Below are 21820 nucleotides of genomic sequence, written 5' to 3' on the forward strand. Positions count from 1 at the left end.
GCATCCGGTCCGTCGGGGCCCCGTCGCCCCGGCGGACCGGACCGCTGCGGCCAGCGCGGCTTGACGAAGTGATCGAGTCACGTAAGCCTTGTCCCGCCTGCCCTGCCGGCGGTCGGCGGCGGGCTGAGGAGCGACGGATGAGGCGCTGGACGTACGACGATCTTCCCGACCAGCGCGGGCGCACCGCGATCGTCACCGGCGGCTACGGAGGGCTCGGCCTGGCCGCCGCCCGGGCGTTGGTCGACAGGGGAGCACGGGTGGTCCTCGCCGGCCGGGACCGGGCCAGGGGCGACGCCGCGGCTGCCCGGATCCGCGAGCAGCATCCGGCGGGCGAGGTGAGTTTCGCCCGGCTCGACCTGGCCGATCTCGACTCGGTGGCCGCGTTCGCCGCCGCCTACCGGGCCGAGCACGACCGGCTCGATCTGCTGATCAACAATGCCGGGGTGATGTATCCGCCGCTGCGGCGCACCCGGCAGGGCTTCGAGCTTCAGTTCGGCACCAACCACCTCGGCCACTTCGCGCTGACCGGTCGGCTGCTCCCGCTGCTGCTGAACACCGAGCAGGCCCGGATCGTCAACGTGGCAAGCAACGCGTACCGCACCGGGCGGATCGACCTCGACGACCTGAACTGGGAGCGGCGGCGCTATTCCCGGTTCGCCGCGTACGCGCAGAGCAAGCTTGCCGTTCTGCTGTTCACCCTGGAACTGCACCGGCGGCTGACCGGGGCCGGCTCGCCGCTGCGGGTCACCGCCGCGCATCCCGGCTGGACCTACAGCGGTTCGAGCGCCGGCCGGGGCGGCGTGGTCACCGCGTTCAACGTGGTGGGCAGGTTGGTGGCGATGCGGGTGGCCGACGGAGTGCTGCCGACGTTGCGGGCGGCCACCGACCCGGACGCCGACAGTGGCAGCTACTGGGGGCCGGCCCACCGGATGGAGAACGCCGGCCCGCCGGTGCCCGCGAGCCGCAACGACCGCGCCCTGGACGCCGTAATGGCGGGCCGACTCTGGGCGGAGAGCGAGCGGCTGACCGGCGTTCCGATCACCCTGGCTCCGGCCGACCGTACCGAGTCCTGAGCGGCCGTGTCGCAGCCCGGCTGGTAAGCCGGCTGGCTGCGTCATGGCGGCCGGTCACGGCAGCAGCGCGCGGATGATGACGATGGTCAGGAACACCACGATGAAGGAGAGGTCGAGGCCGACGTTGCCGAAGCGTACCGGCGGGAGCACCCGGCGCACCGGGGCCAGGATCGGCTCGGTGACGGCATGCACGCCGACGGTCAGCCGGGAACGGAACGATCCTGGTGCGCTCGGGCCGGCGAACACCACGCTCCAGTCGAGGATCGCGCGAACGACCAGCAGGATCTGCAAGAGCAGCAACAGCAGGCTGACGAGGGCGAGCACAGCACCCATGGGCTACCTCCAGTGAACCGGTGCGGGCTCCCACTCTGCGCTGTCAGGTTGAGAGTTTCCTGAACGTCCGCTGGGGTGGGCGGCTGCGGCGACCCGCTCGGCGGACGCGACGTGACAGGTGCCCCGACCGCAGTACGGCCGGGGCACCTGGGGACGGGTTGCGGGTCAGGAACAGCCGGCGCCGTTCAGGGTGAAGCGACTCGGTGCGGTGTTGGTGCCGGTGTGGGTGCCCTGTAGGCCGAAGGTGACACTCTGGTTGGCCCCGATGGTGCCGTTGTAACCGACGTTCCGGGCGGTCACCTGGTTACCGCTCTGGGTGACGGTGGCGTTCCAGGCGCTGGTGACCTGCTGGCTGTTGGGCCAGGTCCACTGCACCGTCCAGCCGTTGACCGGGCTCGGGCTGGTGTTGGTGACGGTGATGTTGGCGACCAGGCCGTTGTTCCAGGAGTCGGCCGAGTACTGCACCCGGCAGGACGTCGCCCCGGGCGGCGGCGTGGTGGTCGGTGGCGGTGGTGGGGTGGTGGTCGGCGGTGGCGGTGGTGGGGTGGTGGTCGGCGGTGGCGGCGGGACGGTGGTCGGCGGTGGCGGCGGGACGGTGGTGTCCAGACCGAAGAACCGGATGGCGGCCTGCGCCATTCCGGTCGACGGCAGGCTGTGCCCGGCGCCCTGGATGGCGTACGCCTCCACTCGCACGGTGCCCGACGAGTCGGCGAACTGGCGACGGTTCCAGTTCGCCTGCGGGGTGTCCGTGCGCGTCGGGTTCTGGCTCAGCCCGGCCACGTTCGTCCACTGCTCCACTGCCTCCTGAAGGAGCTGGAAGGGGATCAGGTTGTCGGCGGTGCCGTGCCACAACTGCACCCGGGGACGGGCGCCGCTGTAGCCGGGGTACGCCTGTCGGACGGCGTCGCCCCACTGCTGCGGGGTCCGGTCCATCCGGCCGTTGACGCACTGGCTGTTTGTGGGTGGGAAGTCGGCGGCGTTGGCGAAGCAGTTGAACGGCACGCCCATGAACGCCGCACCGGCCTTGTAGACGTCCGGGTAGAGCGCCATCAGGGCCTGGGTCATCATCCCGCCCGACGAACTGCCGGTGGCGAAGACCCGGTTCAGGTCACCGCCGTACTGCCGCTGCGCGTAGTTGACCATCGACATGATGGAGACCGGGTCGCTGCCACCGTCGCGTCGCTTGCCTGCCGCGGACCAGACGTCGAAGCAGTTGCCGAAGCCGGCCTGCTGGGTGGCGGTGGGGTAGATGACCAGGAAGCCGTGCTGGTCGGCGAGGCGGGCGAACTCGCTGCCGGAGTAGAAGCCCGGGCCGGAGCCGCCGCAGCCGTGCATGGCCACCACGATCGCCGGGTTGGTCGGCCGGTTGTCCGGCGCGTAGATGTGCATCCGCATGTTGCCCGGGTTGCTGCCGAAGTTCGTCACCTCGACCAGGGACGCGGCGGCGGCCGGCTGCGGGACCAGGACGAGGCCCGCCACGGCGAGAAGGAGCGCGGCGGCCAGCGATGCCAGCGCCGCTGTGGTTCGTTTCACGTCCACCTCCATGGAGAACGGATCGACACCGGAACCGGCCACGCGGAGACGGCGTCGAGGCGCCGCTCAGCCGAGGAGAAGGGACCGATGTCGCGATACGGGAGGTGCTGCCCTACGGAACTTCATGTCCGTACACCTCGCCCTGCGAGCGGTACATATCGTGCCAATCCGCAGCTCGCGCGTAGCCAAAGTATGTGCCCACGTCGATGGGTGGGGCAAGATGCTTGCAGATATCGATAGTTTCGGTCTTCCATGATCGGAGATGTCCATGACCGCCCGGTCGGGCCGTGGCGCCACGGTCGCCGCGTTGTCGACTGCCTGACGCATCGATCCCCGTAAACGCCAATTTTGTGTTCCAATGGGAGCCTTCGTACCTTGTTCCGCGCCTCTGGTCCTTCCGCCCGTCAGCTGATGTGGATGGAGAATCGATGCGACGTCTCCTCGCTACGCTCGTTGCCGCGGCAACCGTGCTCGCCGGTGCCGCATGTGGTTCCGATCAAGCCGCGTCACCCGCCCCTGGCCAGCCCGACAAGGTCGAGGTCGGCGTCATCGCGATCGCCGACGTGGCGCCGATCTACCTCGGCAAGGACCAGGGCTTCTTCAGTAGTCGCAACATCGACCTGACGCTGACGACGGCACAGGGCGGCGCGGCCATCATCCCGGCCGTCGTCGGCGGGCAGTACCAGTTCGGCTTCAGCAACACCATCTCGCTGCTGCTCGGCCAGTCGAGGAACCTGCCGCTGAAGGTGGTCAGCAACGGCAACAACTCGACCGGCGTGGCCGGTCAGGACTTCGCCGGCCTGTTCGTGCGGGCTGACAGTCCGATCCGGTCGCCGAAGGACCTGGCGGGCCGGACGGTCGCCGCCAACACGTTGAACAACATCGTCGACACCACCGTCCGGGCGTCGGTCCGCAAGGCCGGCGGGGACGCGACGGCGGTGAAGTTCGTCGAGTTGCCCTTCCCGGATCAGGGTGCCGCGCTGGAGTCCGGCCGGGTCGACGCCATCTTCGTGGTCGAGCCGTTCCAGCAGGCGGCGCTCGCCGCAGGCGCCCGGAAGATCGCCTCCAGCTACGTCGACGCGGCGCCGAGCCTCACCGTCGCCATGTACTTCACCTCGACCCAATTGGCCAGCCAGAATCCCGACCTCGTGGAGCGCTTCAGCGCGGCGATGAAGGAGTCACTGGCGTACGCGGACAGTCATCCGGACGAGGTACGGGCGATATTGGGCGACTACACCCAGATTTCGCCGGAGGCCCGGGCGACGATGATCCTGCCCAAGTGGCCGGCCGAGATCAACCGCGACTCGGTGCAGGCGCTCGCCGATCTGGCCGTGACCGACGGGCTGCTGACCAGCAGGCCGGACCTCGACAAGCTGCTGCCCTGAGCGGCCTGTCGTCAGAGCCCGGCGTGCACGTCCGCGAAGATCGGGCCGAGGTCGGCGACCGCCCAGTTGGACAGTGGCATCCCCGCCTCGCCATGGTGGGCGGCCAGGTAGGCCGCCAGGTAGCGGTCCGTGGTGGTCAGCCAGTCGAAGGTGTGCGGATAGGCGGAGCGCAGTGACCGGTAGTGGGTGAGCAGCGCCTTGGTCACCGCGTCGGGCGCGGCGGTGGATGGGGGGTTGTAGTCAAGCAGCATCCACATCGCTTGGCGTACCTCGTCGGCGATGGCGGCTTCGGTGCCCCACGCGGCGGGGAAGGCCTCACGCGCGCGTAGCTTCTTCTCCACCTCGGAGACGATGCCGGAGCTTCTGCTCTCCCCGTGACCGCCGCCGACGCCCCGCTGGGCGGTGCCCGGGACCTGATTGCGGATGATGAGGATCTGGTCGATCTGGGTGCCCACAGTGGTGCGGGCGGTCGCGGCGTCGGCGGTCTGCGCCACGGTCAGCGCGGCCTGGACGGCGGTGATCGGGGCGTCCAGGTACCGGGCGTTTGTCTGCGCCATGCCGGGCAACGCCTTGATCTCCTCGAGGTAGGCGATAAGAGCGGTGGCGGCATCCTGCGGGGTGCGGTTGACCACGGCGCTTTCGATCGCGTTCTCGAAGACCACGTAGGCGGTCAGGTGCTGCCCCTGGCTGCCCCGCAGGTTTGACGCGGGACGGGCGGGCCAGCCCGAGACGCCACTGATCGTGCCCGCCGCGCCGCCGGTGGTGGCGTTGGTCCGGACGTTGAGGCTCGCCCGTTGGACCGGCAGTGGACCGGCCATCCGCTGCGCGACGGCGGCGTTGCCGGCCGCCCGTTGCAGCGCCAGCAGCCTCGTCTCCGACGACCGGCCGAGGACGAGCGCATGGGGCACAGCGGGCCGTGTGGGTTGCCGGGCCCGCTCCGCCCGAATGGCCTCCGTCCCCTCGTACGGCACCCTCATCAGCGTCCCCTCCCGATCGAAGTCCATCATCCCAATGTCGGATGGCCGAGGGAACCAGGCACCCGCCAATGTGACGTGTTTGGATGAGGCGGCGGACCCGGACCACATGCGGGGAGTGGGCATGACGCGCTGGACGTACGACGACGCTCCCGACCAGCATGGACGCGTCGCCATCGTGACCGGAGCCAACAGCGGGCTGGGCCTCGAGACCGCGCGGCTGCTCGTCGGCAAGGGCGCACGGGTGGTCCTCGCCTGCCGCGACGGTGCGCGGGGCGCCGCCGCCGTCGACCGGATCCGGGCGGGACATCCGGCGGGTGAGGTGAGCGTCGCCCGGCTCGACCTGGCCGATCTCGACTCGGTGGCCGCGTTCGTCGCCGGGTACCGGGCCGAGCACGATCGGCTCGACCTGCTGGTCAACAACGCGGGCGTGTTGTATCCGCCGTTGCGGCGTACCCGGCAGGGCTTCGAACTCCAGTTCGGCACCAACCACCTCGGTCACTTCGCGCTCACCGGTCGGCTGCTGCCGCTGCTGCTGGCCAGCCCGGCGGCGCGGGTGGTCACCGTCGCCAGCAACGCCCACCGCACCGGCCGGATCGACTTCGCCGATCTCAACTGGGAGCGGCGGCGCTACCAGCGGTTCGCCGGGTACGCCCAGAGCAAGCTGGCGAACCTGCTGTTCACGCTGGAACTGCACCGCCGGCTGACCGAGGCCGGCTCGCCGCTGCGGGCCGTCGCCGCCCACCCGGGCTGGGCGTACACCGGTCAGGGAGGTGGCGGCGACGGTTTCGTCAACGTCGTCGCGCGTCATCTCGCCCTGACTACCCACGACGGGGTGCTGCCCACGCTGCGCGCGGCCACCGACCCGGACGCGGAGAGCGGCAGCTACTGGGGGCCGGCGCACCGTTTCCAGTACGCCGGTCCACCGGTCCGCGTCAGCAGCACGAAGCGGGCGCGGGACGCCGCCGTGGCGCGGCGCCTCTGGGCGGAAAGCGAACGGCTGACCGGGGTCACGTTTTCCCTGCCGCCGGCCGGCTCCTGACCGGAGCCGGCTCAGTCGTCGTCATCGTCGTCGTCATCGTCGGCCAGGATCGCGCCGGTGACCGCGTCCACGTCGACGTCGCGTTCCCGGCCGCCGAGCAGGAACTCGACCTCCCAGATCGGGCCGCCGTTGCGCTCGTCCAACTCGGCTTCCAGGACCCGGGCCCCGACGAACCGCTGGGTGACGATCTCCGCGGCCTGGACGGCGTTGACCGGACGTGGCCCGAACTTCGCGTCCAGCCGCGGGTCGATCTCGATCTCGAAGCTCGCGCCGGATCCGCTGCTGGCGCGCTGGCGGGAATCCTTGGCGGTGGCGAGCGCGGTGCCCGCGACCAACGGGACGGCGACACCGGCGACGGTGACGGCTACCAGCACTGCTCTACGCATTCTGACCTCCGGACAGGTGCATCGGTGCCGGGATCCGATCGTCGGATGACGGATCGGTGTGCACCGGCTGACTACGCCCCGAGGTACGTGCGGCGCGACGGGCAGCGCTCAGCCCACCGCCGAACTCTGGCCCTCCGCTTGCCGATTCCTGGCTTTGTGCCGCCGGCAGGTGTACCACCGCGGTCAGCCCGGGTCCGTCGTGGGCCGTCAACCGGGCCGACCCGCCGCTGGCCTCGGCGAGCTTGCCGACCAGCGCGAGCCCGAGTCCGGTTCCGCCGGGTGCCGCGCCGGGCGCCCGCCAGAACGGCTGGAACGCCTGGGTACGCTGCTCCGCGGTGAGCCCGCAGCCGGCGTCGGTGACCCGCAACTCGACGCTGCCGGCACCGTCGCCGGTGCTCGCGGCGTCGGTGGCCGCGCGGGTGTGCCAGGCGATGGTGACGGTGCTGTCGTCCGGTGCCACCGCCAGCGCGTTGGCCAGCAGGTTGTCCAGGATCTGGTCGACGGCACCGGGGAGGGCGCGGACCTGCGCCGGGTCGGGGCCGCTGGCCCGCAGCCGTACTCCTCGCTCGGCCGCGACCGGCGTCCAGGAGTCGACCCGGGCGGCCACCACGTCGGCCAGCCGAACCGGCTCGGTGCGGTGGACCGCGTGCCCGCTGCGGGTCATCGCCAGCAGCGTGTCGACAAGTCGCGCCAACCGGTCGGTCTCCACCAGCGCGGCGCGAAGATTCGCCTCGCCGGCCGCGCCGATGTCGGGTTCCAGGTTCTCCAGCCGCAGCCGCAGCGCCGCCAGTGGCGTCCTGAGCTGGTGCGAGGCGTGCCCGACGAACGACTGCTGGGCGGCGATCAGCTCCTGCAACCGGGTGGCGGTGGCGTTGAACGTGGCCGCCAGGCGGCGCAGCTCGGGTGGCCCGTACGCCGTCGTCGTCGGCATCTCGCCGTCGGCCAGCCGCCGGGTGGCCCGCTCCAGGGCCCGTACCGGTCGGCCGATCCAGCGGGCCAGCGCCACGGCCACCAGCGCCACGGCGGCAAGTACGACGACGGCCACCCCGCCCAGCACCGACCAGAACTGGTGCACCCGCGTGGTCATCGGCGCGGTGGGGGCACTGAACAGCAGCGCGCCCTGGTCCGGCTTGCCCGGATGCAGCGGCACCGCGACCCACATCGTCGGCACCCCGTCGACGTTGCGGAATCCGCTGCTGACCTCTCCACCGGCCACCGCCGGCAGGTCGACCGCCGGGGCCTGGTCCCACCCGGCGCGGTCCCGGCGGATGGCGGCGAGCACCCGGCCGTCGCCGTCGACGATGTCGACCTCTCCGTCCCACCGGTGGGCCGACTCCCGCGCCAGCAGGTCGATCTGCTCCGGCTCGCCCTGGTCGAGCGCGCTGTCGACGAACGCGGCCAGCACCTCCGCGTCGTGTTCCAGGTGCCCGAAGACCCGCTGCTGCTCGCTGCGCTGATAGACGTAGCCCAGGGGCACCGCGAGCGCGACCAGGATCAGCAACGCGAAGCTGAGATAGGTGACCAGGAGCCGGCGGACCACGGGTCAGGACGCCACGCCGAGTCGGAACCCCACCCCGCGTACGGTCTCGATCCACTTCGGGTCGCCGAGCTTGCGACGCAGGCAGGCGATGTGGAAGTCAAGCGTCTTGCCGCGCCCGAAGAAGTTCGGCGACCAGACCGTCTCCAGCAGCTTCCGCCGGGTCACCACCGCGCCCGGGTCCTCGGCCAGCGCCACCAGCAGGTCGAACTCCTTCGGCGCGAGCGGGACCGGTGCTTCGTGGAGCCGTACCTGGCGGGTGCGGCGGTCGATCACCAAAGCGCCCAGCCGCTGCGCGCTCCCGGTCGACGTCCGCCCGGCGTCCTCGTGGTCGGTGGGCGTCCGCGCGAGGGCGGACGGCCGCGCGCGGCGCCCGACGGCGTGCATCCGGGCCACGAGTTCCCGCAGGCTGAACGGCTTGGCCAGGTAGTCGTCCGCGCCCAGTTCCAGGCCCAGCACCCGGTCGGCCTCGCCACCCCGGGCGGTCAGCATGATCACGGGTGTGTCGCAGTGCCGACGCAACGACCGGCAGACCTCGATGCCGTCGATGTCGGGCAGTCCCAGGTCCAGCAGCACCATGTCGGCCCGGGGCGCGGCCAGCGCCGCCGCGCCGGTGACCACCCGCCGCGCGCGGATGCCGTAGCGGGCCAGCCCGTCGACAAGTGGCTCCGCGATCGAGTCGTCGTCCTCCACCAGCAGCACGTCCACCGTACGGCCTCCTCACGCCCGGCCCGCCCGCGCCGACGGGGCCGTGGGCGCTGCGACCTCGGCAGCCGGGACGAGCAGGAGTACGCGCCGACACCGCCCCGAGGTTCAACCGCGGCCGTGCTCGCGTCGGAGGCCGTTTGTTAACCGGGGCCCCTTCCTATACCGCAGGCGTTATGAAGGGGCCCCTCCTTGCAGTTACGGGTACTGCTTGAGGTAGACGGGCGTGCCGACCCGGTCCATGCCGGCCGCCTCGCCGACGCCGTTGACCACGTGGTCGATGGTGCCGGCGCTGAGGTTCACGGTCATGATGTGGTGCAGTCTGATCCCCGGCCGTACCGGCACCTCGAACCCGTTCTCCGTCCGGATCGACGGATTGTTCTGGTTGAAGACGTAGACGCCGCCGCCGTGCAGGGTGTGGTGGCGGACCCGGTCGCCGACCTTGTATCCGGCCCAGCCGTTGACTTTGCCGTTGCGCCAGTCGGCCTGCGTCGGCGGGTCGTACGGCAGCTCGTTCTGGTAGAGGATCGTGGTGCCGTGCTCACCGTTCCACACCGTGTTGTAGCGCTGGAAGTGCTCGACGAAGAGGCCGGTGGCGGTCACGTGGTCGCCGTTGATCACCGCGCCGTACCGTCCGGTGTTGGTTCGCCAGCGGTCGGTGTCACCGTTGACGCCCTCGGTGAAGCCCTCGACGCCGTGGTCACCGCGCCACACCCAGGTGTGGTCGATTAGGACGTGGTCGCTGTTCACCTCCAGTGCCGTGTCGGTCCGGCCGATGTGCGGGCCGCCGACGCGGAAGTACACGTCGGAGAGCGTGGTCGGGTTCTTCGGCGTGCTCTGGTCCCGGCCGTGCTGCTTGCCGACCCGCAGCAGCACCGGTGACTCCTTGCGGCCGGCGTCGATGGTGACCCCGGCGATCACCACGCCGGGTACGCCGGCGACGTTGAGCGGCACCGCCCCGTCGACCGCGGTGAGGGTGGCGTGCCCGATGCCGAGCACGACGGTGTCGGGCCGGCGTACCTCGATGCTGCGGGCCACGTCGTACCGGCCGGGGGTGAGCAGCAGGTGCTTGCCCCGGGCCAGCTGGGCGTTGATGACGTGCACCGGGTCGGACGGCCTGGCCACGAAGAAGTCGCCGATCGGGATGCTCCGCCCCGGCGTCATGCCCCCGGCCCAGGTGATGCCCCGGGTGTTCTGGCGGGCGGCCGGGACCCGGACCTGGTACCTGCCCTTGCCGTCGACGAAGAGGTACGGCTTCTCCCGGCTGACCGGTGTCCGGTCGAGGGTGGTGTACGGCGGGTCGGGGAAGTCGGCGTCGTCGGGGGCACCGACCACGCCGCTGAACACCTGGTTCCACACCCCGTTGGACCAGCTCTCGACCTCGCTGTTGCGGGTCAGCCACTGCTGCTGGGAGCCGTTCGTGGTGGCCGGCAGCCGGGAGTCGGCGATGAAGCCGCCGCTGGCGTACTGCGGCCCGTTCGTGCAGTAGTCCATAAGCGACAGCCCGCCGCCGGAGATGTCGAGCCGGCGCATCGACACCGCCTGGGAGACCGCCCAGAAGTTGGCCGAGGCGCGGCAGTCGTCCTGGCCGGCGGCGTTGATGCGCAACGACAGGTTGGACAGGGTCCGCCAGAAGTTGACGAGCGCGATGCAGTTGCCGGTGCCGCCCTCGGTGAGGCAGCGGTTGTACGCCTCGATCTTGCCGTTGATGACCACGTCGGTGGGGGAGGCGCCGAGCCCGGAGATCTCGGTGTAGTAGCCCACCTTGATCTGCAACGGCTCCTCGGCCGTGCCGTAGTTGCCCGGCCGGAACAGGTAGGCGTGCCGGGTGGTACCCATCTCGTTGTCGACCTGCGCGGCGTGGGCCGCGTCGAGGACGGCCTGGATCTGGCGGACCGGCATGCTCGGGTCGAAGACCGTGACGTTGGGTCCGAGGTCGGGGTTGGCTGGTCGCGGCGGACCGGCACTGACCGGGGTGTTCGTGGCGACGGCGGTGGTGGTCAGCACCAGGCCCAGGGCCAGTGCCCGACCGAGTCGCCGCTGCGGTGGTGAGGTCGGCATGCATTTGTCCTTCCCGTCGGGCACGACGTGGCGCTCCGACCCGACGACGTGGTGGACCAGACGGCGGGAGAGCGCTCTCTCGCCGAGATGTTTCTACCTCCTGACGCCGCCGCGCGCCATGCTCCCGGGGGAATCGGCTGGTGCCGGCAGCCGATTCGGCGCAACGGCGGGGTCCAGACTGGACGGGTGCCGCCGTCGCGCCGAAACGGTGTCGATCAACCCGCGCGTCGTCTGGCGAGTGCGCCGAGAGCGACGTCGACGACGAGGAAGCCGAGCAGGGTGACGCCGAGCCACGGCAGGGCCCAGCCGACCGCGGCGACCACCGGCACGCCCACCAGCAGCGCCCACCAGGGCAGCCCGCGCAGGGCACCGCGGGCGGGCGGGGCACCGACGGGCGCGCGCCGGTCGCCACGGGTGGGGCGACGCTGCCACCACATGCGGTAGCCCCAGACGATGACGCAGAGCAGGCCGATGGCGAGCGCGGCGAGCAGGATCTGGTTGACCGTACCGAAGAGCAGACCCATGTGGGCCTGCACGCCGAGGGCGCTGAGCTTGGCCAGTAGCGGCCAGTCGGCGAAGTCGTTGCGGGCGGTCACCGTACCGGTGTCCGGGTCGACGGCGGCCTGGTCCAGCCGGACCGGCCAGGTGTTGTCGGTCTGGGCGACCGCCCAGGCCGCGCCGGGCTCACCGGGGCTGATCTCCACCGGCCCGGACAGCCCGGCGTCGCGGGCCACCGCCAGCACCCGGTCGAAGGTGGCCGGGTCGCTCGCCGCCGTCGACGGCGCACCACCATGCTGGTGCTCGCCACCCCCGTCGGCGGGCGCACCGGTCAGGCTGGTGGCGAGCGCCGGCCGGCGGGCATCGAGCGCGTCCAGCCCGGCGGCGAAGTTCCCACCCGCGAAGCGGGACCAGGTCAGGCCGGTCGCGGAGAGGACGAGCAGCCCCACGGCGAGCCAGACGCCGGTGGTGGCGTGCCACCCCCGGGTACGCCGGACGCCCCTGCCGGCCGTCAGATCCGGCACCAGCAGGTGCTTCACCCGGCCGCGTCCGGTGCGCCGGCGACGCCACCACAGGATGATGCCGCCGAGCGCCAGGACCCAGAGCCAACTGGCGGCGATCTCCGAGTAGTGCCGCCCCAGGTCGCCCAGGTGCAGATTGCGGTGCAGATCGTCCAGCCAGGTGGTGGCGGGAGTGGAGCCGAACCAGGTGGTGAGCTGCCCCCGCACCTCGCCGCTGTACGGGTCGACGTAGACGGTGTGCTGCTTGTCGCCCAACTCCGGCAGCGCGAAGACCACCCTCGTGGTCTGCTCGCCGGTGCCGGGCGCCACCGACACGAGGGTGCCGTCCGGGTGGGCGGCCCGCGCCGCGGTGACCTGCTCGGCCAGTGGCCTAGGCTGGTCACCGACGCTGGCCACGGTGAGTTGGTCGCCGTACAGGATCCGGTCCAACTGCGGCGTGACGGTGTACGCCAAACCGGTCAGGGCGGCCACCACCAGGAACGGGGCGACCAGGACGCCGGCGTAGAAGTGCAGGCGGAGCAGCAGGGCGCCCAGCGGCGAGGGGCGCCGTTGGGCGCGGGTCGGCGGCTGCGCGGCGGAGGGCTCCGGGCCGGGGGAGGACTCCGGCGTCGAGGGACCGGAGACTTCGGTCAGAGACATGCATTTTTCCGATCGGGCTAGTGGGTAATCCTGCGACCTGGCCCGTGCCCTTCGGGTCAGTGTTTGCTGCCGTCGCCCGGATGCCCGCCGCTCGAGCCTCTAGTCGGACGGCGGGCCGCTCCGGTTCCCGCCGCCCCACTCCACTCCACTCCGCTTGCGCCCGCACCCGCATTCGCCCGCGCCCGCGCCCGCTCCGCCCGCGCCCGCACCCGCATTCGCCCGCACCCGCATTCGCCCGCGCCCGCTCCGCGCCGCCCGCGCCCGCTCCGCGCCGCCCGCGCCCGCTCCGCGCCGCTTGCGCCCGGACCCGCTGGGCGTTGAGCTTCCGCCCGCACTTGCTGCGCGTTGAGCTTCCGTGCGGTTCAGCCTCGCCCGGAGGGTCCGGGTCGCAGCGCGGCGTCGAGGCCGTTGAGCCGCAGCACGGTCGCACCGCGCAGGTGCGCCAGATCATTGCTGCCGTCGCCGGTGTAGCGGAGGAAGGTCACCTGTTCCGTCCAGTCCAGACGGGTCCCGCCCGTCTCGTCGGCGAGCCGGACGGTGACCAGCGCGGTCCAACGCAACTCGTCGTCGACGATGCTCTCGTAGCCGTACGCGATCCGGTGTCCGCCCGTGATGTCGATGTACCGCGACCGGTACTCCAGCCGCTCGGGCGGGCTGTCCAGGCTGGTGAAGGTGCTGCCCGCCGCCTCACCACCACCGACCCGGAAGTCGTGTTCGTACCAGGCGTCGCTGCCCGGGAGCCGGAACCATCGTCGCCGCAGCGCGGTGTCGGCGAACGCCGCGAAGACCTCGTCCGGCGGCACGTCCAGGTGCCGCGAGATCGTGAAGGTGTCGTGCAGCACCATGCCGTTCTCCCGTGTTAAGAAGGGGCCCTTCCTATGCACGAGACGTTAATAGGGGGCCCTTCCTTACACCTCGGGCAGGCCGACGTAGTTTTCGGCGAGGCTGGTGGCGTAGGAGCGGGAGGTGGTCACGTAGCGCAGGGTCGCCGACTGGAGCTTGGCCGCGTACGGGTCGTCGGCGTCGAGCTGGTGCAGCATCGAGGTCATCCACCAGGAGAACTGCTGGGCCCGCCAGACCCGGCGCAGCGCGGTACGCGAGTAGCCGTCGAGCAGGTCGGTGCTGCCGTCGGCGTACCAGGCGGCGAAGGCGTCACCGAGCAGCGCGACGTCGGCGAGCGCCAGGTTCATGCCTTTGGCGCCGGTCGGCGGGACGATGTGCACCGCGTCGCCGGCCAGGTAGAGGCGCTGCCACTGCATCGGCTCGACGACCAGGCTGCGCAGCGGGGTGATCGACTTCTCCAGGATCGGCCCCTCGTTGAGCGTCCAGTTCGGCACGGTTTCCAGCCGGGTCCGCAGCTCGGCCCAGATCCGCTCGTCCGGCCAGTCGGCGATGTCCTCGTCGGCCGGCACCTGAAGGTAGAGCCGGGAGATCTGCGGCGACCGCATGCTGTAGAGCGCGAAACCCCGCTCGTGGTGGGCGTAGATGAGTTCCTCCACAGCGGGCGGCGCGGCGGCGAGGACGCCCAGCCAGGCGAACGGGTACGTCCGCTCGTAGGTGGTGAGCACGCCCTCGGGTACCGCCGGCCGGCTGATTCCGTGGTAGCCGTCGCAGCCGACCACGAAGTCGCAGTGCAGTTCCTCGGCGCGACCCTGGTGCCGGAAGTGGATCACCGGCGCGCTGTCCAGCCCGGCGAGGCGGTCGGCCGGTGCCTCGAACAGGATCGTGCCGCCTGCGTCGAGCCGGGCGGCGATCAGGTCCTTGACCACCTCCTGCTGCCCGTACACGGTGATCGCCCGGCCGGTCAGCTCGGTCATCGGCACCCGGTGCGACTCGCCGTCGAAGCGCAGCTCGATGCCCTCGTGCCGCATCCCCTCCCGATCCAGGCGCGCGCCCAGCCCGGTCTTCCGCAGCAGGTCGACCGAGCCCTGTTCGAGCACCCCGGCGCGCAGCCGGTGTTCCACGTACTCGCGGCTGCGGCTCTCCAGCACCACCGAGGAGATGCCCTGCCGGTGCAGCAGGTGCGACAGCATGAGACCGGCCGGTCCCGCTCCGACGATGCCGACCTGGGTACGCATCCGTGCCTCCTTGACGCCTGTGGTGGTGGGGCGGCATCCGTCGCCCGGGCATCAGCCTGCCCGCTCGCGCCCCGTCCCGCCGCTGCCGCTTTCCACTCAGTGGAAGGCGGGTTCGAACGAGGCCGGCGACGATGAAGATCACGCTCGATCACGGAACGAGTGGTGTCCCCGCGCTCGGATGCCACTCGTTCGCGGCACGAGCGTGATCATGTGCCGTCTCGGCCAACCGGGCGGCGACCCCGTCGGCCGCCGCCCGCAGCGCGGGCACGAGCCGCTGCGGGACGGCGCCGAGGCTGTGCCCGGCGACGCCGATCGCGGCCACCACGGCCCCGTCGGCGTCGCGTACCGGTACGGCGACCGAGCAGGAGCCGAGGGTCATCTCCTCGTGGGTCCGTGCCCAGCCGCGCTCCCGTACGGTCGCCAGTTCGCGGGCCAGCCTTCCCGGCTCGGTCACCGTGTACGCCGTGCAGCGCCGCAACGGCCGGCTCAGGTGGGCGGCGAGGACCTCCGGCGGGGCGAACGCCAGCAGCGCCTTGCCGACGCCTGTGGCGTGCAGCGGCAGCCGTCCGCCGGCCCGGGAGATGGTCGGCACCGCCTGATGCCCGGTGACCTTCTCCACGTACAGCGCCTCGTCGCCGTCCCAGACCGCCAGGTGCACGTTCTCCCGTACGGTGTTGTACAGCTCCTGGAGGTAGGGCAGGGCCACCTCGCGCAGCCGGGTGTGCAGCGGCGAGAGCAGCCCGGCCTCCCACAGCCGTACGCCGATGGTGTACCTGCCGTCGGCGGCGCGGGCCAACGCCCGGCCGGTCACCAGTTCGGCGACCAACCGGTGCGTGGTGGCCAGCGGCAGCCCGCTGCGCCGGGCGACGTCGCTGAGTGTCAACGCGGGATGGGCCGCGTCGAACGCGCCAAGCACGGCCAACACCCGCGAGGTCACCGATGCGCCGGGGGATCGGCTTCCGCCCGCCACGGCAACTCCCTTCCTCCGCACCCAGGTACGGCGCGGATCAGAACGGGTAACGGCTGATCTTGCCCTGCACGGTCAGCCACTGCGTCTCGGTGAACGCTTCGATGTTCGCCGCCGCTCCGCCGAAGCGGGACCCGGTGCCGGAGGCGCCGACCCCACCGAAGGGCGCCACCGCCTCGTCGCTGACGGTCTGGTCGTTGATGTGCACGATGCCGCTCGGGATCCGTTCGGCCAGCGCCATCGCCTTCATCACGTCCCGGCTGAGGATGCCCAGCGACAGCCCGTACTCGCTGGCCCCGGCCAGTGCGGCGGCCTCGTCCAGGTCGGTGAAGCTGAGCACCGGGGCGACCGGGCCGAAGACCTCCTGCGCGTACGCGGGCGTGTCCGGGGTGACGTCGGCGAGCACGGTCGGCCGGTAGAACAGCCCGTCGTACGTGCCGCCGGCGGCCAGCCGCGCGCCGGCGTCCACGCTCGCCGTGACCAGCGAATGGATCTTGTCGCGCTGCGACTCGTCGATGATCGGCCCGAGCGCCACCTGCTCCTTGGCCGGGTCGCCGACCGGCAGGTGGTCGGCCTTGGCGGCGAGTTCGGTGACGTACCGCTCGGCGAGGCTCTCGTGCACCAGGTGCCGGCCGGTGGTCATGCAGATCTGCCCCTGGTGCAGGAAGGATCCCCATGCGCCGGCCGAGACGGCGAGGTCCAGGTCGGCGTCGTCGAGCACCACCAGGGCGGAGTTGCCGCCCAGTTCCAGGTGGGCCCGCTTCAGGTGCCGGGCGGCGGCCTCGCCGACCTTGCGGCCGGCCGCGCTGGATCCGGTGAAGCTGATCACCCGGACGTGCGGGTCCGCGACCAGCGCCTCACCGGTCTGCACTCCGCCGGGTAGCACGTGCAGCAGGCCCTCGGGCAGCCCGGCCTCCTCGAAGACCCGGGCGATGGCCAGTCCGCCGCAGACCGCGGTGCGCAGGTCCGGCTTGAGCACCACCGCGTTGCCGAGCGCCAGCGCCGGGGCGACCGAGCGGATCGCCAGGATCAGCGGGGCGTTGAACGGTGAGATGACCCCCACCACGCCGACCGGCAGCCGGCGGGCCAGGCTCAGCCGGGGCTGGGCGCTCGGAATGATCTCACCGAGCGACTGCGAGGGCAGCGTCGCGGCCTCGTAGCACTCCTGCGCGGCGGTGCTGGTTTCCAGGACGCCCTTCGGCGGGATCGATCCGGACTCGCGCACCACCCAGTCGCCGACCTCGGCGGCGTGCTGCTCCCAGAGTGCGCCGGCCCGGCGCAGCACGGCGGCCCGCTCGGTGTAGCTGGTGGCGGCCCAGGCCCGCTGGGCGGCGGCGGCCCGGGCGCAGGCCCGCGCCACGTCGTCGGCGTCGGCCACGCCGACCAGGCCGATCTCCTCGCCGGTGGCGGGCGAGCGGACCACGGCGGTGCCGCCGGCCGCCTGGACCCAGCCGTCACTGTAGAGGGTGCCGTGCCAGGTTCCGGTATCGAGCAGGGACATCAGGTTCCTCCATCGGTGGTGAGGGGATTCGTGCGGTGGTACGTCCTGGCCCGCTGGATCTGCGCGAAGACGTGCCCACGAAGCTCGGCGAAGCGGGCCGACGAACGGGTGGCGAGCTGGTCCCGCTCGGCGGACAGGTCGACGGGGACGTCGTCGAGCACGACCGTCGGCGCGGCGGAGAGCACAAGCACCCGCTGGCCGAGATAGACCGCCTCGTCGATGTCGTGGGTGACGAACAGGGTGGTCACGCCGAGCCGCCGCCACAGCGACCGGACCAGATCCTCCAGGTCCGCCCGGGTCTGCGCGTCGACCGCGGCGAACGGCTCGTCCATCAGCAGGATGTGCGGCTCGTACGCGATGGCCCGGGCGATGGCGACGCGCTGCTGCATGCCGCCGGAGAGCTGCCACGGGTACGCGCCGTGCACGTCGCTCAGGCCGACCGCGTCCAGCGCCTGGTGCAGCAGTTCCAGCCGGCGCGCCCTGGGGAGCTTCTTCTGCTTCAGCGGCAGCTCGACGTTGCCCCGTACGGTCAGCCACGGGAACAGGCTGCGGCCGTACTCCTGGAACACCACCGCCATGCCCGGCGGTGGCCCGGTGACCGTCGCGCCCTCCAGCACCACCTCTCCGCTGGTCGGGGCGAGCAGCCCGGCGATGCACTTGAGCAGGGTGGTCTTGCCGGCGCCGGAGGGGCCGACCACGCAGACCAGTTCGCCCTTGCCGACGGTGAAGGTCAGGTCGCGGATCGCCGTCACGCGGCGGCCGGGCCCCTCGTACACCTTGCGCACGGCGCGTACGTCGAGGATGACGGTCCCGGTCATCGGTCTCCTCCCCGCTGGGTCTGTCGCAGGCCGAGGTACCAGTTCAGGGCGCGCCGCTCGAAGATCCGCATGGCGGTGGCGAGCAGGAAGCCGAGCAGCCCGAGCAGCAGGATCCCGGTCCACATCTCGGTGACGGCGAAGGTCCGCTGGAACTGGATGATGCTGAAGCCGAGCCCGTTGCTGGCGGCGAACATCTCGCTGATGACCATGAGGATGATCCCGACGGAGAGCCCCTGCCGCATGCCGGTGACGATCTGCGGGCTGGCCGATCGGATCACCAGGTGCCACAGTCGGGCGGGACCGCGTATGCCGTAGCAGCGCGCCGTGTCGAGCAGGACCTGGTCCACGGCCCGGACGCCCTCGACGGTGTTGAGCAGGATGGGCCAGACGCAGCCGGAGACGATGACGAGGACCTTCATGGTGTTGCCGATCCCGGCGAAGAGGATGAGCACCGGCACCAGTACCGGTGGCGGGATCGCCCGAAGGAACTCCAGCACCGGCTCGCAGAACGCCCGCAGCCGGCGCGACGAGCCGATGGCCACGCCCGCGCCGACACCGAGCAGCACGGCCAGGGTGAAGCCGCCGAGCAGGCGCAGCAGGCTGGGCAGCACGTCGGTGCGGAGTCGGCCGGAGTGCAGCCAGACGTCGTCGACGCTGGCCAGGATCTCCGACAGTGGCGGCAGGTAGTAGCTGTCGCTGTCGGCGGTGAGCACCCACCAGCAGGCGAGCAGCCCGATCGGCAGCGCCAGGGCGGCGACGACGTTCCGTGCCGTCCGGCGGAGCAGTCCCGTCATGCCGGTACCTCCCGACGGATCGACGGATGCCACCGGAGCAGCCGCCGTTCCAGTTGGCGGGCCACTACGTTGACCGCCACCCCGAGCAGCCCGGTGACGATGATCAGCGCGTACATCCGGGGGACGGCGGCGCCGGACTGCGCGACGCCGATCTCATGGCCGAGACCGGGGGCACCGATCACCAGTTCGGCGGTGATGGTGAGGATCAGCGCCACGGCGGCGGCCAGGCGCACGCCGGTGAGCAGGTACGGCAGCGCGGAAGGCCAGGTGACGTGCCGGATCCGGGCCAGCCGCCCGAGGCCGAAGGTACGGGCGGTCTCCTGGGCGACCGGGTCGACGTCCTGCACGCCGTGCAGCACCTGGACGAGCACCTGCCAGAACGCGGCGTAGACCACAAGCAGCAGCACCGATCGCAGGCTGGTGCCGAAGACCAGCACGGCCAGCGGGATGAGCGCCACCGAGGGGATGGGGCGCAGGAACTCGATCGTGGAGGCGGTGGCCTCCCGCAGGATCGGTGCGGTGCCGAGGACGAACCCGACGACGATGCCGAGCGCCACGGCGATGAGCAGTCCGAGGAACCACCCCTGGAGGGTGTCGCCCAGGGCGGTCCAGAAGGCGGGCTCGCCGGCCAGTTCCGCCAGGGCCACCGCGGTGCGGCTGGCCGGCGGCAGGTAATCCGGTGCGACGACACCGAGCCGCGGCACCACCTCGATCAGCGCGAGGAAGGTGGCGAAGCCGAAGGCCCCGAGCAGCGTCGTCTCGCCGAGCAGCCCGGTTGGACGACGCAGGCGGCTCTCCCGCGTCGGGCGGCCCGGCGGGGGACCGGGGTGTGTTCGAGGGATGACCCTTCCGATCTGTTCGCTAGCCGAACGGACGTTCTCATTTAGAACGTTTTCATGTGACCTGGTCCACGTCAACGGGTCGCCGCGAGTTTTCGGCGGCCGGGCCCGCGCTCGGAACGCAACGCAGTTCGCGGCGCGTTGACGGGGCCGCTGTCGAGCATTATGTTCGAGATAAGTACGCGAGTCCGCATACCGAACACAGCTTGCGGACCGCCGATCGCAGGAGGCGGGAGGCCCATGGCGAAGCTCGTCTCGCTGGCCGACGGCGTCGCGGAGCTGGTCCGCGACGGGGACACGGTGGCGTTGGAAGGGTTCACCCACCTCATCCCGTTCGCCGCCGGTCACGAGATCATCCGGCAGCAGCGGCGCGACCTGACCCTGGTCCGGATGACCCCCGACGTCATCTACGACCAGCTCATCGGGGCCGGCTGCGCGCGTCGGTTGGTCTTCTCCTGGGGCGGCAACCCCGGCGTCGGCTCGCTGCACCGCTTCCGCGACGCCGTGCAGAACTCCTGGCCGGTCCCGCTGGAACTGGAGGAACACAGCCACGCGGGGATGGCCAACCGGTACGTCGCGGGCGCCTCCGGCCTGCCGTTCGCGGTGCTGCGCGGCTACACCGGCACGGACCTGCCCCGGCACACCACGAACATCCGCCCGATCCAGTGCCCGTTCACCGGGGAGACGCTCACCGCGGTACCCGCCCTGCGTCCCGACGTTAGCGTGGTGCACGCCCAGCGGGCCGACCGCGCCGGCAACGTGCAGATGTGGGGGATCACCGGGGTGCAGAAGGAGGCCGTGCTGGCGGCGCACCGGTCGCTTGTCACCGTCGAGGAGATCGTCGACGAACTCGAACCCGTGCCGGGGCAGGTCGTGCTGCCCGGCTGGGCGGTCACGGCGGTGGCGCGGGTGCCCGGCGGCTCCCACCCGTCGTACACCCAGGGCTACTCCGTGCGCGACAACGACTTCTACGTCGCCTGGGACGAGATCAGCCGGGACCGCGAGACGTTCCAGGACTGGATCGCCCGGCACGTGCTCACCACGGAGGTGCCGGCATGACGGACTACACCGCCGACGAGATGATGACCGTCGCCGCCGCCCGGCAGTTGCGCGACGGCACCGCCTGCTTCGTCGGGATCGGTCTGCCCAGCACCGCGGCGAACCTGGCCCGGGCCACCCACGCGCCGAACCTCGTGCTGATCTACGAGTCGGGTTGCCTCGGTGCCAGGCCCGACCGGTTGCCGCTCTCCATCGGCGACGGCGTGCTCGCCGACACCGCCGACGCGGTGGTCTCCGTGCCCGAGGTCTTCAACTACTGGCTCCAGCCCGGCCGCATCGACGTCGGCTTCCTCGGCGCCGCCCAACTCGACAGGTACGGCAACATCAACACCACGGTCATCGGCGGCGACTACGCCGACCCGAAGGTACGTCTGCCCGGTGCCGGCGGGGCACCCGAGATCGCCGCCTCCTGCCGCGAGGTGGTGGTCGTCGTCCGGCAGAGCCTGCGTACCTGCACCGAGCGGGTCGACTTCGTCACCTCGGTCGGCTTCGGCTCCGGGCCGGGTGACCGGGAGCGGTTGGGCCTGCGCGGCGGTGGCCCCCGTACCGTCATCACCGACCTCGGCGTCCTCGAAGCGGACCCGGACAGCTGCGAGCTGACCCTGACCCGGCTGCATCCCGGCGGCACCGTCGAGCAGGCCCGCGCGGCCACCGGTTGGCCGCTCGCCGTCTCCGCCGACCTGGTCATCGGTGAACCGCCCACCGCCGAGGAACTCGCCGTGCTGCGCGCCCTGGAAGCGACGAAGAAGTGAGCCGGGACGTCTACCTGCTCGATGCGGTACGCACCCCGATCGGCCGGTACGGCGGCGGCCTGGCCGGCGTACGCCCCGACGACCTTGCCGCGCACGTGGTCCGCGAGATCGTCGCCCGCAACCCCGGTCTGGACCCGGCCCGCATCGACGACGTGCTGCTCGGCGACGCCAACGGCGCCGGTGAGGACAACCGGGACGTGGCCCGGATGGCGGTGCTGCTGGCCGGCCTGCCGCCGTCGGTGCCGGGCGCCACGGTCAACCGGCTCTGCGGCTCCGGCCTGGAGGCAGTCATCGGCGCGTCCCGGGCCATCGCCCTCGGTGGCGG

At 71.7% G+C, this 21820-nt stretch carries 20 protein-coding genes and 1 pseudogene; 6 read left to right on the forward strand and 15 right to left on the reverse strand.

Annotated features, from left to right (window positions below):
• Positions 1–137 precede the first annotated feature (137 nt).
• Complete coding sequence (locus tag AC507J_RS10750; RefSeq protein ID WP_496288960.1) at positions 138–1073, forward strand: oxidoreductase; 936 nt, start codon at positions 138–140, stop codon at positions 1071–1073.
• A gap of 54 nt (positions 1074–1127) precedes the next feature.
• On the opposite strand, the gene AC507J_RS10755 is transcribed toward AC507J_RS10750, so the two are convergent.
• The gene (locus tag AC507J_RS10755) at positions 1128–1406 is read right to left on the reverse strand and encodes a YggT family protein (RefSeq protein WP_496288961.1); all 279 of its coding nucleotides are present in this window, start codon (positions 1404–1406) and stop codon (positions 1128–1130) included.
• A gap of 165 nt (positions 1407–1571) precedes the next feature.
• On the reverse strand, positions 1572–2951 hold the full coding sequence (locus AC507J_RS10760) for an extracellular catalytic domain type 1 short-chain-length polyhydroxyalkanoate depolymerase (RefSeq protein ID WP_496289140.1): 1380 nt from the start codon (positions 2949–2951) through the stop codon (positions 1572–1574).
• A 416-nt stretch (positions 2952–3367) separates the two neighbouring features.
• Here AC507J_RS10760 and AC507J_RS10765 point away from each other — a divergent pair, with 416 nt between their 5' ends.
• Complete coding sequence (locus AC507J_RS10765) at positions 3368–4324, forward strand: ABC transporter substrate-binding protein (RefSeq protein ID WP_496288962.1); 957 nt, start codon at positions 3368–3370, stop codon at positions 4322–4324.
• Between the two features lie 11 nt (positions 4325–4335).
• Here the strand turns inward: AC507J_RS10765 and AC507J_RS10770 are convergent, their stop codons facing one another.
• A complete protein-coding gene (locus AC507J_RS10770) occupies positions 4336–5328 on the reverse strand; it encodes a hypothetical protein (protein ID WP_496288963.1) in 993 nt (330 codons plus the stop codon).
• A 94-nt stretch (positions 5329–5422) separates the two neighbouring features.
• On the opposite strand from AC507J_RS10770, the gene AC507J_RS10775 reads away from it, so the two are divergent.
• Positions 5423–6340, forward strand: a complete 918-nt coding sequence (locus AC507J_RS10775) for an oxidoreductase (RefSeq protein ID WP_496288964.1) — start codon at positions 5423–5425, stop codon at positions 6338–6340.
• An 11-nt stretch (positions 6341–6351) separates the two neighbouring features.
• On the opposite strand, the gene AC507J_RS10780 is transcribed toward AC507J_RS10775, so the two are convergent.
• The 12 genes from AC507J_RS10780 to AC507J_RS10835 form a co-directional block, all read right to left on the reverse strand.
• On the reverse strand, positions 6352–6726 hold the full coding sequence (locus AC507J_RS10780) for a PepSY domain-containing protein (protein WP_496288965.1): 375 nt from the start codon (positions 6724–6726) through the stop codon (positions 6352–6354).
• Positions 6719–8266 (reverse strand): sensor histidine kinase, encoded by a 1548-nt coding sequence (locus AC507J_RS10785; RefSeq protein ID WP_496288966.1) that lies wholly within the window; start codon positions 8264–8266, stop codon positions 6719–6721. The genes AC507J_RS10780 and AC507J_RS10785 overlap by 8 nt, the downstream gene beginning before the upstream one ends.
• Before the next feature lie 3 nt (positions 8267–8269).
• Positions 8270–8971, reverse strand: a complete 702-nt coding sequence (locus tag AC507J_RS10790; RefSeq protein ID WP_496288967.1) for a response regulator transcription factor — start codon at positions 8969–8971, stop codon at positions 8270–8272.
• A 195-nt stretch (positions 8972–9166) separates the two neighbouring features.
• A complete protein-coding gene (locus AC507J_RS10795) occupies positions 9167–11029 on the reverse strand; it encodes a pectate lyase-like domain-containing protein (RefSeq protein ID WP_496288968.1) in 1863 nt (620 codons plus the stop codon).
• Between the two features lie 215 nt (positions 11030–11244).
• Complete coding sequence (locus AC507J_RS10800) at positions 11245–12687, reverse strand: PepSY-associated TM helix domain-containing protein (RefSeq protein WP_496288969.1); 1443 nt, start codon at positions 12685–12687, stop codon at positions 11245–11247.
• Between the two features lie 362 nt (positions 12688–13049).
• Complete coding sequence (locus tag AC507J_RS10805) at positions 13050–13532, reverse strand: SRPBCC domain-containing protein (RefSeq protein ID WP_496288970.1); 483 nt, start codon at positions 13530–13532, stop codon at positions 13050–13052.
• 63 nt (positions 13533–13595) lie between these two features.
• Complete coding sequence (locus AC507J_RS10810; RefSeq protein WP_496288971.1) at positions 13596–14765, reverse strand: 4-hydroxybenzoate 3-monooxygenase; 1170 nt, start codon at positions 14763–14765, stop codon at positions 13596–13598.
• A gap of 148 nt (positions 14766–14913) precedes the next feature.
• Positions 14914–15735, reverse strand: a complete 822-nt coding sequence (locus AC507J_RS10815) for an IclR family transcriptional regulator (protein ID WP_496288972.1) — start codon at positions 15733–15735, stop codon at positions 14914–14916.
• A gap of 37 nt (positions 15736–15772) precedes the next feature.
• Entirely contained in the window at positions 15773–17233 is a 1461-nt protein-coding gene (locus tag AC507J_RS10820) for a benzaldehyde dehydrogenase (protein ID WP_496288973.1), read from the reverse strand.
• Positions 17233–18051, reverse strand: coding sequence for an ABC transporter ATP-binding protein (locus tag AC507J_RS10825; protein WP_496288974.1), 819 nt, complete (start codon positions 18049–18051; stop codon positions 17233–17235). The genes AC507J_RS10820 and AC507J_RS10825 overlap by 1 nt, the downstream gene beginning before the upstream one ends.
• Positions 18048–18845, reverse strand: coding sequence for an ABC transporter permease (locus AC507J_RS10830; RefSeq protein ID WP_496288975.1), 798 nt, complete (start codon positions 18843–18845; stop codon positions 18048–18050). The genes AC507J_RS10825 and AC507J_RS10830 overlap by 4 nt, the downstream gene beginning before the upstream one ends.
• Positions 18842–19762 (reverse strand): ABC transporter permease, encoded by a 921-nt coding sequence (locus tag AC507J_RS10835; protein ID WP_496288976.1) that lies wholly within the window; start codon positions 19760–19762, stop codon positions 18842–18844. Before AC507J_RS10835 ends, AC507J_RS10830 begins: the two co-directional genes overlap by 4 nt.
• A 162-nt stretch (positions 19763–19924) precedes the next feature.
• On the opposite strand from AC507J_RS10835, the gene AC507J_RS10840 reads away from it, so the two are divergent.
• The 3 genes and pseudogenes from AC507J_RS10840 to AC507J_RS10850 form a co-directional block, all read left to right on the forward strand.
• Positions 19925–20743 (forward strand): CoA transferase subunit A, encoded by an 819-nt coding sequence (locus tag AC507J_RS10840; RefSeq protein WP_496288977.1) that lies wholly within the window; start codon positions 19925–19927, stop codon positions 20741–20743.
• Entirely contained in the window at positions 20740–21495 is a 756-nt protein-coding gene (locus AC507J_RS10845) for a CoA-transferase subunit beta (RefSeq protein ID WP_496288978.1), read from the forward strand. Before AC507J_RS10840 ends, AC507J_RS10845 begins: the two co-directional genes overlap by 4 nt.
• Positions 21492–21815, forward strand: a pseudogene (locus AC507J_RS10850) (thiolase family protein); the annotation flags it as partial. The gene AC507J_RS10845 and the pseudogene AC507J_RS10850, both read left to right, overlap by 4 nt.
• Positions 21816–21820 lie beyond the last annotated feature (5 nt).

Source organism: Micromonospora sp. PRAS1, from assembly GCF_059553435.1.

What these genes read in the sequence shown, in the direction of transcription:
- AC507J_RS10750 (WP_496288960.1), top strand. Translation starts at nt 138, where the DNA reads ATGAGGCGCTGGACGTACGACGATCTTCCCGACCAGCGCGGGCGCACC.
- AC507J_RS10755 (WP_496288961.1), bottom strand. Translation starts at nt 1,406, where the DNA reads ATGGGTGCTGTGCTCGCCCTCGTCAGCCTGCTGTTGCTGCTCTTGCAG.
- AC507J_RS10760 (WP_496289140.1), bottom strand. Translation starts at nt 2,951, where the DNA reads ATGGAGGTGGACGTGAAACGAACCACAGCGGCGCTGGCATCGCTGGCC.
- AC507J_RS10765 (WP_496288962.1), top strand. Translation starts at nt 3,368, where the DNA reads ATGCGACGTCTCCTCGCTACGCTCGTTGCCGCGGCAACCGTGCTCGCC.
- AC507J_RS10770 (WP_496288963.1), bottom strand. Translation starts at nt 5,328, where the DNA reads ATGGACTTCGATCGGGAGGGGACGCTGATGAGGGTGCCGTACGAGGGG.
- AC507J_RS10775 (WP_496288964.1), top strand. Translation starts at nt 5,423, where the DNA reads ATGACGCGCTGGACGTACGACGACGCTCCCGACCAGCATGGACGCGTC.
- AC507J_RS10780 (WP_496288965.1), bottom strand. Translation starts at nt 6,726, where the DNA reads ATGCGTAGAGCAGTGCTGGTAGCCGTCACCGTCGCCGGTGTCGCCGTC.
- AC507J_RS10795 (WP_496288968.1), bottom strand. Translation starts at nt 11,029, where the DNA reads ATGCCGACCTCACCACCGCAGCGGCGACTCGGTCGGGCACTGGCCCTG.
- AC507J_RS10800 (WP_496288969.1), bottom strand. Translation starts at nt 12,687, where the DNA reads ATGTCTCTGACCGAAGTCTCCGGTCCCTCGACGCCGGAGTCCTCCCCC.
- AC507J_RS10805 (WP_496288970.1), bottom strand. Translation starts at nt 13,532, where the DNA reads ATGGTGCTGCACGACACCTTCACGATCTCGCGGCACCTGGACGTGCCG.
- AC507J_RS10810 (WP_496288971.1), bottom strand. Translation starts at nt 14,765, where the DNA reads ATGCGTACCCAGGTCGGCATCGTCGGAGCGGGACCGGCCGGTCTCATG.
- AC507J_RS10820 (WP_496288973.1), bottom strand. Translation starts at nt 17,233, where the DNA reads ATGTCCCTGCTCGATACCGGAACCTGGCACGGCACCCTCTACAGTGAC.
- AC507J_RS10825 (WP_496288974.1), bottom strand. Translation starts at nt 18,051, where the DNA reads ATGACCGGGACCGTCATCCTCGACGTACGCGCCGTGCGCAAGGTGTAC.
- AC507J_RS10830 (WP_496288975.1), bottom strand. Translation starts at nt 18,845, where the DNA reads ATGACGGGACTGCTCCGCCGGACGGCACGGAACGTCGTCGCCGCCCTG.
- AC507J_RS10840 (WP_496288977.1), top strand. Translation starts at nt 19,925, where the DNA reads ATGGCGAAGCTCGTCTCGCTGGCCGACGGCGTCGCGGAGCTGGTCCGC.
- AC507J_RS10845 (WP_496288978.1), top strand. Translation starts at nt 20,740, where the DNA reads ATGACGGACTACACCGCCGACGAGATGATGACCGTCGCCGCCGCCCGG.